General features: G+C 67.8%; 12 protein-coding genes. 4 read left to right on the top strand and 8 right to left on the bottom strand.

What is annotated here, in order from left to right; all coding sequences use genetic code 11:
• Positions 1-2: 2 nt before the first annotated feature.
• Together gatC and IEX93_RS01950 are read right to left on the bottom strand one after the other, a co-directional pair.
• Entirely contained in the window at positions 3-272 is a 270-nt protein-coding gene (gene gatC, locus IEX93_RS01955) for an Asp-tRNA(Asn)/Glu-tRNA(Gln) amidotransferase subunit GatC (protein WP_188845883.1), read from the bottom strand.
• A 10-nt stretch (positions 273-282) separates the two neighbouring features.
• A complete protein-coding gene (locus IEX93_RS01950) occupies positions 283-1026 on the bottom strand; it encodes a DUF554 domain-containing protein (RefSeq protein ID WP_188845881.1) in 744 nt (247 codons plus the stop codon).
• 21 nt (positions 1027-1047) lie between these two features.
• On the opposite strand from IEX93_RS01950, the gene mnmC2 reads away from it, so the two are divergent.
• Complete coding sequence (gene mnmC2 / locus IEX93_RS01945; RefSeq protein WP_188845879.1) at positions 1048-1701, top strand: tRNA (5-methylaminomethyl-2-thiouridine)(34)-methyltransferase MnmC2; 654 nt, start codon at positions 1048-1050, stop codon at positions 1699-1701.
• Here the strand turns inward: mnmC2 and IEX93_RS01940 are convergent.
• Both IEX93_RS01940 and IEX93_RS01935 read right to left on the bottom strand, forming a co-directional pair.
• Complete coding sequence (locus IEX93_RS01940; RefSeq protein WP_188845878.1) at positions 1610-2788, bottom strand: polysaccharide deacetylase family protein; 1179 nt, start codon at positions 2786-2788, stop codon at positions 1610-1612. The genes mnmC2 and IEX93_RS01940 overlap by 92 nt on opposite strands.
• Complete coding sequence (locus IEX93_RS01935; protein WP_188845876.1) at positions 2779-3945, bottom strand: MFS transporter; 1167 nt, start codon at positions 3943-3945, stop codon at positions 2779-2781. Before IEX93_RS01935 ends, IEX93_RS01940 begins: the two co-directional genes overlap by 10 nt.
• Positions 3946-3959: 14 nt before the next feature.
• Here IEX93_RS01935 and IEX93_RS01930 point away from each other — a divergent pair, with 14 nt between their 5' ends.
• Positions 3960-4643 (top strand): glycosyltransferase family 2 protein, encoded by a 684-nt coding sequence (locus tag IEX93_RS01930; protein WP_188845874.1) that lies wholly within the window; start codon positions 3960-3962, stop codon positions 4641-4643.
• Here IEX93_RS01930 and IEX93_RS01925 read toward each other — a convergent pair.
• The 4 genes from IEX93_RS01925 to IEX93_RS01910 are packed head-to-tail and all read right to left on the bottom strand — an operon-like array spanning position 4591 to position 8487.
• Positions 4591-5793: a glycosyltransferase family 4 protein gene (locus IEX93_RS01925; RefSeq protein WP_188845873.1), complete on the bottom strand. Its 1203-nt coding sequence runs from the start codon at positions 5791-5793 to the stop codon at positions 4591-4593. The two genes, IEX93_RS01930 and IEX93_RS01925, sit on opposite strands and share 53 nt — an antisense overlap.
• Positions 5794-6873 carry a glycosyltransferase family 4 protein gene (locus tag IEX93_RS01920; protein WP_188845871.1) on the bottom strand — a complete coding sequence of 360 codons (1080 nt, stop codon included), beginning with the start codon at positions 6871-6873 and terminating at the stop codon, positions 5794-5796.
• Positions 6866-7912: a glycosyltransferase family 4 protein gene (locus tag IEX93_RS01915; RefSeq protein ID WP_188845869.1), complete on the bottom strand. Its 1047-nt coding sequence runs from the start codon at positions 7910-7912 to the stop codon at positions 6866-6868. Before IEX93_RS01915 ends, IEX93_RS01920 begins: the two co-directional genes overlap by 8 nt.
• Positions 7894-8487 (bottom strand): pyroglutamyl-peptidase I, encoded by a 594-nt coding sequence (locus IEX93_RS01910; RefSeq protein WP_188845867.1) that lies wholly within the window; start codon positions 8485-8487, stop codon positions 7894-7896. Before IEX93_RS01910 ends, IEX93_RS01915 begins: the two co-directional genes overlap by 19 nt.
• 31 nt (positions 8488-8518) lie before the next feature.
• Here IEX93_RS01910 and IEX93_RS01905 point away from each other — a divergent pair, with 31 nt between their 5' ends.
• A complete protein-coding gene (locus tag IEX93_RS01905; protein ID WP_229906072.1) occupies positions 8519-9355 on the top strand; it encodes a DegV family protein in 837 nt (278 codons plus the stop codon).
• A gap of 23 nt (positions 9356-9378) precedes the next feature.
• Entirely contained in the window at positions 9379-12315 is a 2937-nt protein-coding gene (mfd, locus tag IEX93_RS01900; RefSeq protein ID WP_188845863.1) for a transcription-repair coupling factor, read from the top strand.
• Positions 12316-12337: the final 22 nt, after the last annotated feature.

Here is a 12337-nt window from a genome sequence, read left to right as displayed (position 1 = left end):
GGCTACTCCAGAACGGGGGGCACGCGGAAGAAACCATCTTCCGCCTCGGGGGCTAGGGCCAAGGCCTCCTCCTGGGGCAGGGAGGGCCTGGGCTCGTCCTCCCGCAGGCGGCCCCAGGCCTCCTCCGCTTCCCCTCCCTCCACCCGGGGAAGGGCGTCCACGAAGTCCAGGATCCGCTTGAGGTCCTGCAAAAGCAGGGCTTCCTCCTCGGGGGATAGGCGGATTTTGGCCAGGGTTTCCAGCTTGCGGAGAAGCTCGGGAGACAGCTCCATACCGGGCATTTTAGCCGAACCGGTCCGCCAGGGCCCAGGCCAAGGGGGCGAGGAGCAGGGCGGGGAGGAAGGAGGCCACCCGCACCCGGGTGAGGCCGAGGAGGTTGATGCCGATGCCCAGGATCATGAGCCCGCCCACCCCGGTCACGAGGAGGACCCTGGGGTCTTGCGCGGGGTCGGGGAGGGCCTGGCTCAGGGTCCCGGCGAGGAGGGCCACGCCTCCTTGGTAGAGGAGGATGACCAAAACGCTGAAGCCCACCCCCACCCCGAAGGAGCTGGTGAGGGCGATGGCGGAAAGGCCGTCCAGGGTGGCCTTGAGGAGGAGGAGGCTCGGGTCGCCCACGAGGCCGTTTTGAATGGCCCCGAGGAGGGTCATGGGCCCCACGCAGAAGAGGAGGCTCGCCGCCACGAAGCCCTCGGTGAAGCTCCCCCCGCCCTTGACCGCCTGCTTGATCCTCTCCCCTAGGCCCTCTAGCGCCTCTTCCAAGCGGGCCCACTCCCCAAGAAGCCCCCCAAGGACCAGGGCGATGAGCCCCAGGACCACCCCGTCCACCGCCCCACCCTTGGCCCTCCCCAGGGCCTGGGCCATGGAGAGCCCGATGAAGAGGGTGGTGAGCCCTACCCCTTGCACCATGATCCGGGCCATCCTCTCGGGAAGCCTTCCCCGCAAGGCGAGGCCCAGGCCGGTCCCTAAGGCCACGGTGAGGGCGTTGGCCAGGGTTCCCGAAAGCTTGTCCAGAAGGGTGAGCTCCATGGCGGCTATTCTAGCCAAAGGATGGAGCTTCGCCTCACCCAAGACGGCACCCCCACCCTCTTCCACCCGGGCTACGGGGAGGCCTACCACCCGAGGCAGGGGGCCCTCCTCCAGGCCCGGAGGCTTTACCTGGAGAAGACCCTGACCCACCTTCACCCCGCCCCCAGGGTCCTGGAGGTGGGGTTTGGCCTAGGGGTGAACTTCCGGGTGGCCTTGGAAAGCGCCCTCCAAAGGGGAGTGCGGCTTTTCTACCTGGCGGTGGAGAAGGAGCCCTTGCCCAAGGAGGTCCTGGCGCAAATCTCCCTTCCCCTGCCCCGGGCGGAGGCGGTGTTCGCCGCCCTCCTTAGGGCCTGGCCCACCTCTCGCTTCCTTGGGCCTTGGGGGGAGCTTCGGGTCCTCTTCACGGACGTGCGGGAGGTGGGCTTGCCCCCTGGTTGGGCCACGGCGGTCTACCTGGACCCCTTCAGCCCCAAGGCCAACCCCGAGGCCTGGGGACTTCCCGTCCTCTGCAAGCTCCGGCGAAGCCTCAAGCGGGGTGGGAGGCTTGCCACCTACTCCGCCCAGGGGGCTTTCCGGCGGGCCCTCAAGGAGGCGGGGTTCCGGGTTCACCGGGTGCCTGGGGTGGGGAAGCGGGAGTGGACGGTGGGTATCGCCGTAGGAGCTCCTCCCGGGTGAGGTAGGCCATCCCCGCCCAGAAGTGGGCCCTTTTGGGGAACTCCCCCCGGTAAAGCCAGAGGAACCAGGCGCTGGCCAGGCTGCCCACGAGCCTGGGCCAGAAGGGGAGGGGCTGGGTGGAAAACCCCAGGTACCTCCCCCCCTGGGCCAGGTAGCTGTACCCGTAGACCAGGCGCACCTCCGGGTCCTGGGCCACCGTCTCCGCCACCCGGTGGAGGCTTTTTCGCAGATAGCGGGCCACCTCAAAGGTGGAGAGGTCCATCATCCGGGCGCTTTCCAGGTGGAGTTCCAGGGCGGGCACCCCGGGGGGAAGCCCGGGCAGGGCGGGCCCGGGGAAGGGTTTTTTCTCTATGCGGAAGAGGTCAAAGGGGCCAAGCCCAGCCCGGCGCACCCGGTGCCTTTGGTTGTAGCGCTCCTCGAGGCCCTGTAGCCCCCGGAGGAGGGCGAGGCGGAAGGTGAGGGGGATGGGCTTTAGGTCGTCCAGGGTAACGGGCTCGTAGCCCAAGGCCAGGATTTTCGGCAAGAGGATCTCTAGAAGCCTTAAGGTGCGCTCGGGGCCGTCGTGGAGGAGGACGATGCTTCCCGGCTTCAGGTAGAAGAGAAGCCTTTCCGCTAAGGCCTCTGGGGGAAGGTCCAGCCAGTCCTTTCCCTCCACGTCCCAAAGGGCGATGCGCTTCCCCAAAAGCCGGGCGAAGAGGCGGGTGAAGGGGGTGTGGAGGCCGTGGGGGGGGCGGTAGTAGCGGCTTGGGGTTTCGCGCATGTGCCGCCACTCCACCCAGGGGAGGAAAAGCCAAAGGGCCTGGTGGTAGGCCCCGTGGTCCTCCACCTGGTGGCCTTCCCGCCTTAGGGCCTCCACCAGGTCCGGCCTTCCCTTGGCCTTTTCCCCGGTGAGGAAAAAGGTGGCCTTGACCCCGTGCCGGCGGAGGAGGGCGAGAAGGGCTTCGGTCCTCTCCGAGGGGCCGTCGTCAAAGGTGAGGGCGACCTTGGCCTCCCGCCTTTTCCCGTGGGCGTAGGCCCCAAGCCCCAGGAAGCGGAAGAGGAGGTCGGAGAGGCCGTAGAGGAGAAGGATCCCAAGGGCTACTTCCACGCTTTCCCCCTAAGGACCAGGGCGTAGAAGAGGGCCAGGCCCAAAAAGATGCCTCCTCCCACGTAGAAGGGCGTTTCCAGGCCGAAGGCTTCCCACAAGGCCCCGCCCACCGCTGGCCCTAAGGCCAGGCCCAGGCCCTCCACCGTCATGAGGCCGCCCCAGATGGCCGCCCGGTTCTCCTGGGGCAGGTGGCGGACCAGAAACCCCGTCCAGCCCGGGAGGAAGAGGCCAAACCCAAGCCCCCCCAGGGGGGCGAGGAGGAGGACCTCCTGGAGGGAGGGGCCCATCCCCAGCCGCACCATGACCCAGCCCAGAAGGCCAAGCCCCCCCACCAGGGCCAGGCGGTAGCCGCCCCGGTCCACGAGCCTTCCCGTGAAGGGGAGGAGGCCGAAGGCCACCGCCCCGCCCAAAAGGAGGAGCCCTCCTAGGGCCAAGGGCTCGAGGCCCAGCTTCTCCTTGGCGAAGCGGAGGAGGAATAGGGAAACCAGGCCCGGGGCGAAGGTCTGGCCGAAGGCGGCGGGCAGGAAGTAGAGGAGGCGGTGGTAGCTAACGCGCTCCCGTCTTTCCTGGGGGAGGGGGATGCGGAAGCGGAGGAGGCTTAGGGCTAAGGCCAGGGCGGCGCCTTGGGCCAGGAGGAGGAGGTGGAGGGCAGTCGCCGGGTGCTGCTGGGCCACCTGTCCCGTTCCCACTACCCCGATCCCCACCCAGGGCATGACCAGGACCAGGGTGAAGGAGAGGGCCCTGGCCTCCCGGCCCGCCACGGCGATGCGGCTCGCTAGGGTGAGGAGGCCGGGGTAGAGGGTGGACATGGAAAGCCCCCAGAGGAGGGCCAGGCTCCAAAGGCCCAAAGGCGCTTCCGCCTGAGGGGTGAGGAGGAGGGCGAGGAGGCCCGTGGCGGCAGCCGCGGCCACCATCCGGCCGAAGCCCAGCCGCTCGGCGAGGAGGCCCCCCAAGGACTTGCTTAGGTTTTCCGCCAGCTGGTGCAGGGTGAAGGCCAGGGTGAAGACGGCGGGCCCTAGTCCCAGATGCTCGGGGGCGTAGAAGGGAAGGAGGCCGGCGAAGAACCCGCTCCGGGCCCCTTCCATCAGGCCTAAGGCCAGGACCAGGCGTAGGAAGGGGCCGAGCTCCTCCTTTCGCCACGGAAGCCAGCGAAACACGCTAGAGTATACCCGTGCGCATCAGCGTGGTCATCCCCGCCCACAACGAGGAAGCCTACCTGCCCGCTGCCCTGGAGGCGGTCTTCGCCCAGACCCTTCCGCCCTTTGAGGTCATCGTGGTGGACAACGCCTCCACCGACCGCACCCGGGAGGTGGCGGAGGCCTTCGGGGTGCGGGTGGTCTACTGCGGGAGAAAGGGGGTGGCCCATGCCCGCCAGGCGGGGCTTTTGGCGGCCCGGGGGGAGTGGGTGGCCATGACCGACGCTGACTCCCTGCCCACGCCCCGCTGGCTGGAAAAGCTGGCCGGGAAGGCCCCGGGGGCGGTGGCCCTTTACGGCCCCTTGCGCTTCTATGGAGTCTCCCCCCTCGAGGCCGCCCTCTCCGAGTGGGGCTATAGGGCCTTCCTCCACCTCATGGCCCTCCTTCGCCGCCCCAACCTCGCCGGGGCCAACATGATGGTTCTCAAGGAGGCGGCCTTGAAGGTGGGGGGCTTTCCCGAGGTGGAGGCCCGGGAGGACGTGCTTTTGGGCTACCGGCTTGCCCGCTTGGGCCCCGTGCGCTATGTGCCCGAGGCTTTGGTCCTCACCTCGGCCCGCAGGCTCAAGGGGGGGTGGGGGCGGTTCCTCCTGCGGCAGGCCCGGAACCTCATGGGCGATCCTCGAGGCTACTTCGGGGAAGCCGGGGAAAGGGAAAGATGAGCCTTCTCGGCTCCACCCGCAGGATCTCGCTGGCCTCGTCGTAAACGGCCACGATCTGTTCGGCGATGGTTTCCGCTGAGCGCTTTAGGGCAAAAGCCCGGGCCTGGAGGCTGAAGCGCTTGCGCCGCTCCTCGTCTTTGAGGAGTTCCAGGGCCTTGGCCGCCAGGGCGCGGAAGTCCCCCGGCGGCACCAGAAAGCCCGCCTTTCCGTCCTCCACGCCCTCCAGGACGCCTTCCGCCCCCACCGCCACCACCGGGACCCCCATGGCCTGGGCCTCCCAGATGACAAGGCCCTGGGTCTCCGTCTCGCTGGCGAAGAGGAAGAGCTCGGCCAGGCGGTAGTACCCCCCGATCCTCCTGTAAGGCACGGGGCCCAGGAAAAGGACCTGGTCGGCGATCCCGAGTTCCTGGGCAAGGGCCTTGAGGTGGGGAAGCTCGGGGCCTTCCCCGATGTGCACCAGGAAGACGTCCTCTTCCTTGGCGAGCTCCGCCACCGCCTTGAGGACCACGTCAAAGCTCTTCTCCTTCCCCAGCCGCCCCACGGTGATGAGGCGCCTTTTCCCCTCGGGCCAGGGGGAGGGGGAGGGAAGGGGGGCCTCTTCCAGGAGGCGGTTGTCTATGCCGGTGGGGATAACACGGATGGGGCGCTCTATGCCGTAGCTTTCCGCTAGGCGCTTCACGGGCTCGGTGGGGGCGATGACCACCTCCACCCGGTTGTAGAAGGCCTTGGCCAGGCGGGGCACGATGCCCGTGTAGCGGTCCAGGACCGCAAGCCCCGGCACGTAGTGGGCGTACTTCTCGTAGTGGGTGTGGAAGGTGGAGACGTGGGGCAGGCCCTTGTTGCGGGCAAGCCGGAGGCCCCACACCCCCAGGGTGAGGGGAGTGTGGGTGTGGATGAGCTCAAACTCCGTGGGTAGGTACTTGGCCGAGGGGAGGGCGATCTGCTGCCCCTCGTAGAAGGGGTAGGCCACGGAGGGGACCCGCACCACCCCTTCCTCCCCCTCCGGGGCCTCGGGATGGGCCGGGGCGATGACCCAGGCCTCGTGCCCCATGCGCCTAAGTTCCCGGAGGAGGAGGTAGACGCTGGTGGTCACCCCGTTGGGGTTGGGGAAGTAGACATCGGTGAAAAGGCCCACGCGGTAGAGGCGCATCTAGGGGGATTGTACACTCTTGGTTTCGTGCAGGCATGCCGCTAGGGCCTGGGCGGTGTGAAGGGTGGTCCGTTGGGCGACCACCCTCTCCCGGCCGCGCTTACCCATGGCTTGGGCCTCGCTTGGGTGGTCTATGAGCCAGCGGATGGCCTCGGCCAAGGTGTAGGGTGTGGGGGGGACCAGGCATCCCTCAAGCGGGGAAATGACCTCCGCTTGAGGAGGGAAGGGGCTGGTTATGACGGGAAGCCCTGTGCTCATGCCCTCTAGGATGACCAGCCCGGGGTTGTCGGCAAGGGTAGGGAAAAGAACCGCGTCGCTGGCTCGGTAAACTTCGGCTATATCCCATCGGTTCCCCAAGAAGCGCACATTGTTCAATTTCCAAAGGATTGCTAAAGCCTTGATAAGCCGCGCCAGTTCGCCGTCACCGGCCAGCGCGAAGTCCACATCGGGTAGGCGCTTGGCGGTTTGCAGGATCACGAGGTGGTTCTTTTCCAGGGTGAAACGGGCCGGGGTCAAAACGGTAAAGCGGTGGAAGCCGAACCTGGCCCTAAGGTCCTTGCGCTCGGTGGGGGTTGGGGGCCGGAAACGCTCGGGGTTGACCCCGCTAGGCACCGTGTGGGCTTGGAGACCGAAGTGGCGCGATAGGTAATCGGCGGCCCAGTAGGTTCCTACCAGGATCCGGCTGGCGAGGCGGATCCGGTGGGCCTTGGTATAGCGGTAGATGGCGCGATAGAGGCGGTCAAGCCCAAAGGGATAGTGGTACTCCAGTTGGTCGTGGATGTAGACCAGACGAGGTTCGGGAAGATACCTCAAGAGGTTATAGGTGCTGGGGAACCAGGCTTGGAGGACGCGGGCATGAAAATTTTTGAGATCGCTAAGGACTTTGGCCAAGCTAGGGTATTGAATGACCGGTATGCCGGCCTGCTCAAAACGCGAGGCTAAGCCTCGGAGGGCAGGGGACTTGGGCAGGAAGACGGTGGGGTGGATGCCGAGGCGGGGAAGAAGGGGCAGCACTTCCAAGAGCCAGATCTCGCTTCCGGCCACGCGGGGGGCGTCGGTGAGGAAGGCCACCTCAAGCACCGGCCACCTCCCTTAAGGCGGCCATGAGCTGCCGGGCGGCCTGGTCTAAGGTGTGGTGCCGCTCCACAAAGGCCCGCGCCCGAAGGCCCAGCTCCGGGGTGGCCTCCTTGAGGGCCTGGGCGAGCCTTGGGGGCCAGGGGGGGACGAGCCTCCCGGTGAGGCCGTCTTGGATGAGCTCGGCCTGGGCGGGGATGGGGGTGGTGATGACGGGAAGGCCGGAGGCCATGGCCTCGAGGGTGGCCAGGGACTGGTTCTCCCCCAGGGTGGGGAGGAGCATGGCGTCGGCGGCCCGGTAAAGCCCCGGCATGTCCTCCCTCCGGCCTAAAAAGCGCACGTTCCTTAGGCCGAGAAGCCGCGCGGTCTTCCGCCAGATGCCTAAAAGCGCCCCCGTGCCCACCAGGAGAAAGTCTACCTGAGGGAGGAGCTTCGCCGTGAGGAGCGCTGCCAGGTGGTTCTTCTCCGGGCTCATCCGGGCGGGCACCAAGGCGGTGAAGCGCCTGAGGCCGTAGGCCTCCCGAAGGGCGGCCTTCTCCTCGAGGGTGGGGGGGCGGAAGCGGCGGGTGTCCACCCCGTTGGGCACCGCCAGGACCCTGTCCACCCCGTGCACTTCCCGAAGCCACCGGGCGGCCCACCGGGAGACGGTGAGCACCGCCTTGGCCCTCCGGAGGTTGGGGGCCTGGAGGAGGCGGTAGCCCAGGCGGTAGAGGTACCGCCCCCCTAGGGGATAGAAGATCTCTATCTGGTCGTGGACCAAAGGGATAAGGCCCGGGTAGCGTCCGAAGAAGGCCTTGTAGCTTTGGGGGTACCAGGCCGAGGCCACCACCAGGTCAAAGCCCTGGGGCAGGGCCTGAGGGTGGGTATAGGCGTGGACTGGGACCCCCGCTTCCTCCAAGGCCTGGCGGACGGGGAGGTTTCCCGGGGCCTCGGGCAGGGCGGCCTCCGGGGCAAGCCCCAGGGCCTTGAGCCGGGGGAGCATCTCCTTGAGGTAAACCTCGCTTCCCCCGATGGCCCGGGCGTCCGTCAGGAAGAGGACCCGCACAGGGCCTCCAGGAGGAGCCGCACCCCCCGGGCTTGCTCGGCCAGGGGCACATAGGCCCCGCCCCTTTCCAGGGCCAGGGTCTCGTCGGGGGGGAGGTGGAGGAAGCCCACGGGGACCTCTTCCGGGAGGTGGTACAGAGAAAGGTAAAAGGCCTGGTTGCAGAGGTAGCTTCCCGCCGAGAGGCTTGGCCTTCCGGGGATCCCCGCTTCCCGGAGGTGCGCCAAAAGCTTCCCCACGGGAACCCGGGCGGGCAGGGCCAAAGGCCCCCCGGGAACCACCGGCCTTTCCCTTACCACCACCCCCCGGTTGTCGGGTTGGTCAAAGTCCAGGAGGTTCACCGCAAGCCGCTCCAGGGTGAGGTGGGGGCGGTTTAGGGCGAGGCCCAGGTGCAAAACGGCCCGGGGTTTAAGCCCCCAGAGGGCCTTTAGGACCTCGGGAAGGGCCTCGGTGTCCACCGGAAGGACCGCCTTGTGGAGGGGGGTTTCCCTCAGGGCCTCGGGCAAGAGGTCCAGGAGGGCGGCCGAGGGGTTGTGCCTTAGCCCCCCGAAGGGTGCGAACCCTGTGACCAGAACCATGGCAACCGCCCGCCATTATAAGATGGGGCCCGTGGAACTGGGCCTTGTGACCGACACCACGGCAGACCTCTCCCCAAGCCTCCTGGAAGAGGAAGCGGTGGGCCTGGTGCCCATCTACGTGCGGCTGGGCGACCGCAAGTACAAGGACCGGGAGGAGCTCACCCCCGATGCCCTCTACCAGGCCATGCGCGCCGGGGCCGAGCCCGTGACCGAGCCCCCCACCGTGGAGGACTTCGCCGAGGTCTACGAGCGCCACCTAAAGGTCTACGACCGGCTCCTTTCCCTCCACGTCTCCGAGGAGCTTTCCAAGACCGTGGAGCGGGCCCGGGAAGCGGCCCTCAAGGTAGCTCCCCACCGGATCCGGGTGGTGGACACGGGAATGGTCTCCGCCGGGCTTGGGGCCATGGTGCTTCGGGCCGTGGAGATGCTCAAGGGCGGGGCGGACGAGGAGGAGGTGGTGCGGGAGGTGGACAGGCTCAAGCGCTCCAGCCTCTACTTCAGCGTGGCCGACCTCTCCCACCTGGCCCGGAACGGCCGCCTACCCCGCTTCGGGGAGGTGGTGGGGAACCTCCTGGGCCTAAGGCCCATCCTCCGCATTGAAAAGGGGCATATCCGCTTCCTGCGGGTGGCCCGGGAGGGGAGCATCCCCGAGGTCCTGGCCCGGCTGGTGGCCGAGGAGCTTAGGGGAAGGCTTGCCCGCATCACCATCGCCCACTCCGACGCCAAGCCCGAGTGGATTGAAGGGCTTAAACGGAGTCTTGAGAACTCCTTGCGGATAGAACGGGGCCGTTTGGTCCGCTCCGGGGCCACCATCGCCGCCAACGTGGGCCTCGGCGCCTTGGCCGTCCACGCTTACGCGGTAGAATAAGGAGGCCCGCAAGGGCCTTTCCCATGGAGCTTGCCCTAGAGCGCCTTTACGGCTACCGTCTGAGCGTGCCCCAGGTGGTGGGGGCTCTCCTCTTCGCCCGGGAGAACCCCCCGGCGGTCCTTTTGGCCCCTGAGGACCGGGTCCGCCGCTACCGGAACCTCTCTGCCTTCGGGGTGCCGGTCTACGTGAACCCAGGCCTCGAGGCCCTGGAGGAAAAGGCCCTCTTCGTCTTCTCCTACGAGGAGGCCTTAAGCCCCTTCCCCGAGGACCCCGAGGCCTGGCGGCTTCTTCTGGAGGTGGGCCGGGCCTACCCCCGGGAGGCCCTCCTTTCCCGCCTCCTCAAGCTGGGCTACGCCCGGGACGAGGACTACCGCGTCCTGGGGGAGGTCTTGGAGCTCGGCGAGGTGCGCCTGGAGTTCTACGGGGACGAGCTGGAAAGGCTTTTGGTCCGGGGGGAGGAAAGGCGGCGCCACGTCCTTTTGCCCAAGCCAGGGAAGGCGGAGGGCTTCACCTCCAAGAAGGTCCTCCACTTCCCCGGCCCCGTCTACCTGGACACCCCGGCCCTCGCCCCCAAGGCGCTCTGGCCTCTCCTCACAGGAAGGCCCTGGGTGGCCTTGGGGGGCGGGGTGGAGCTTCCCCCTTTGGAGCTTGGCGTGCGGGCCCTTCCCCCTTACCGGGGAAGCTTGAAGGCCCTGGAGAAGGACCTCGCCCGCTGGCTTGCCGAGGGGAAGCGGGTCCACCTCTTCGTGGGCCACGCCCGCACCCTGGAGTACCTCAAAAGGCGCCTTCAAGCCTTCTCGCCCCTCCTTCTGGACCGCTTTCCCGGCCCCAAGGGGCGGCTTGCCCTCTTCTTCGGGGACTTTGAGGGCGGGGCGGAGTGGGGGGAGTGGGTCCTCCTCACCGAGGCCCTGGTCTTTGCCACGGGAGGGGTGCGGGCCAGAGTCCGGGTGGGGGAGGGGCTTTCCGACCCCGGGGCCCTCTCCCCGGGGGACTACCTCATCCATCCCGAGCACGGCATCGGCCAGTTCCTGGGCTTGGAGACCCGGGAGGTCCTGGGGGCCAGGCGGGACTACCTGGTCCTGCGCTACCGGGGGGAGGGGAGGCTTTACCTCCCCGTGGAGCAGCTTCCCCTCCTCAAGCGCCACCCCGGGACCACGGACGACCCCCCGGAGCTCTCCTCCCTGGGCAAGAGCGAGTGGCAGCGGGCCAAGGAAAAGGCCCGGAAGGACGTGGAGGAGCTGGCCGCAAGGCTCCTCGTCCTCCAGGCCAAGCGGAAGGCCACCCCGGGCCGGGCCTTCCCGCCCCTGCCCGAGTGGGACCCTCTGGTGGAGAAAGGCTTTCCCTACGAGCTCACCCCCGACCAGAAGCAGGCTCTGGAGGAGGTGCTAAGGGACCTGGAAAGCCCCCACCCCATGGACCGCCTGATCTCGGGGGACGTGGGCTTCGGCAAGACCGAGGTGGCCTTGAGGGCCGCCCACCGGGTGGTGGGGCACGGGGCCCAGGTGGCCTTCCTGGTGCCCACCACCCTCCTTGCCGAGCAGCACGGGAAGACCTTCCGCGAGCGTTTTGCTGGGCTTCCTGTGCGGGTGGCGGTCCTTTCCCGCTTCACCCCGGAGAAGGAGGAGGCGGCCATTTTAAAGGGCCTCGCCGAGGGCACGGTGGACATCGTCATCGGCACCCACCGCCTCCTCCAAGGGGACGTGCGCTTCAAGGACCTCGGCCTTCTCATCGTGGACGAGGAGCACCGCTTCGGGGTGGCCCAGAAGGAGAGGATCCGGGAGCTTAAGGCGGAGGTGGACACCCTCTACCTCTCCGCCACCCCCATCCCCCGCACCCTTTACTCCGCCCTGGTGGGGCTTAAGGACCTTTCCAGCATAAAAACCCCACCCCCGGGCCGGAAGCCCATCAAGACCTTCCTCGCCCCCTTTGACCCCCTTTTGGTGCGGGAGGCGATCCTCTTTGAGCTGGAGCGGGGCGGCAAGGTCTTCTACGTCCACGACCGGGTGGCCTCCATTGAGGCCAGGCGGCGCTTTCTGGAAAACCTCGTCCCCGAGGCCCGCATCGGGGTGGTCCACGGGAAGATGCCCGAAAGCCTCATAGAGGAGACCATGCTCCTCTTCGCCGAGGGGGCGTACGATGTCCTCCTCGCCACCACCATCATTGAGGCAGGTCTAGACGTGCCCGAGGCCAACACCATCCTCATTGAGCGGGCGGACCGCCTGGGCCTTGCCACCCTCTACCAGCTTCGGGGCCGGGTGGGAAGGCGGGACCAGGAGGCCTACGCCTACCTCTTTCACCCGCCCCGCCTCACCGAGCAGGCGGAAAAGCGCCTCGCCGCCATCGCCGACCTCTCGGACCTGGGCTCGGGCCACCTCCTGGCCGAAAGGGACATGGAGATCCGGGGTGTGGGGAACCTCCTCGGCCCCGAGCAGCACGGGCACATCAAGGCCCTTTCCCTGGAGGTCTACACCGAGCTTCTGGAAGAGGCCATCCGCAAGCTCAAGGGGGAGGTGCGGACAGAGAGGCCCCACGTCACCCTGGACCTTTCCGTTTCCGCCCGGCTTCCCGCGGAGTACGTGGGGAGCCTCGAGGCCCGAAGCCGCTACTACAGCCGCTTCGCCCAGGCCCAAAGCCTGGCCGAGGTCTCCCGGCTGGTGCGGGAGCTAAAGGAGCGCTACGGGCCTCTTCCCGAGGAGGCGGAGAACTTCGTGAACCTCACCCGGCTCCGCCTGGTGGCGGAGCGCAAGGGGGTGGTCTCCCTCACCGAGGACCTCACCCACCTGCAGGCGGTCTTCGCCGCCTGGCCCTTAGACTACGACGCCCGGGGGCTCAAAAACCTCCCCTACCGGGTGGAGCTCACCCAGTACCCCCCGGGCTTCCGCCTGGAGAAAAAGGGCCTAAGGCCCCGGGACTACCCCGAGGCCCTGATGGAGGCCCTCTACCTTTTCGCCGACCGCTAAGGGTTCGGGTTGAAGAGCTTCA

Origin of the sequence: Thermus composti, from assembly GCF_014647535.1 — a bacterium.
Lineage (GTDB): Bacteria > Deinococcota > Deinococci > Deinococcales > Thermaceae > Thermus > Thermus composti.
This window is presented reverse-complemented; position numbering and strand designations above follow the sequence as displayed.

Coding starts and splice junctions, on each gene's coding strand:
- IEX93_RS01925 (WP_188845873.1), bottom strand. CDS start 5,793: ATGCGCCTCTACCGCGTGGGCCTTTTCACCGATGTCTACTTCCCCAAC.
- IEX93_RS01910 (WP_188845867.1), bottom strand. CDS start 8,487: ATGGTTCTGGTCACAGGGTTCGCACCCTTCGGGGGGCTAAGGCACAAC.
- mnmC2 (WP_188845879.1), top strand. CDS start 1,048: ATGGAGCTTCGCCTCACCCAAGACGGCACCCCCACCCTCTTCCACCCG.
- IEX93_RS01950 (WP_188845881.1), bottom strand. CDS start 1,026: ATGGAGCTCACCCTTCTGGACAAGCTTTCGGGAACCCTGGCCAACGCC.
- mfd (WP_188845863.1), top strand. CDS start 9,379: ATGGAGCTTGCCCTAGAGCGCCTTTACGGCTACCGTCTGAGCGTGCCC.
- gatC (WP_188845883.1), bottom strand. CDS start 272: ATGGAGCTGTCTCCCGAGCTTCTCCGCAAGCTGGAAACCCTGGCCAAA.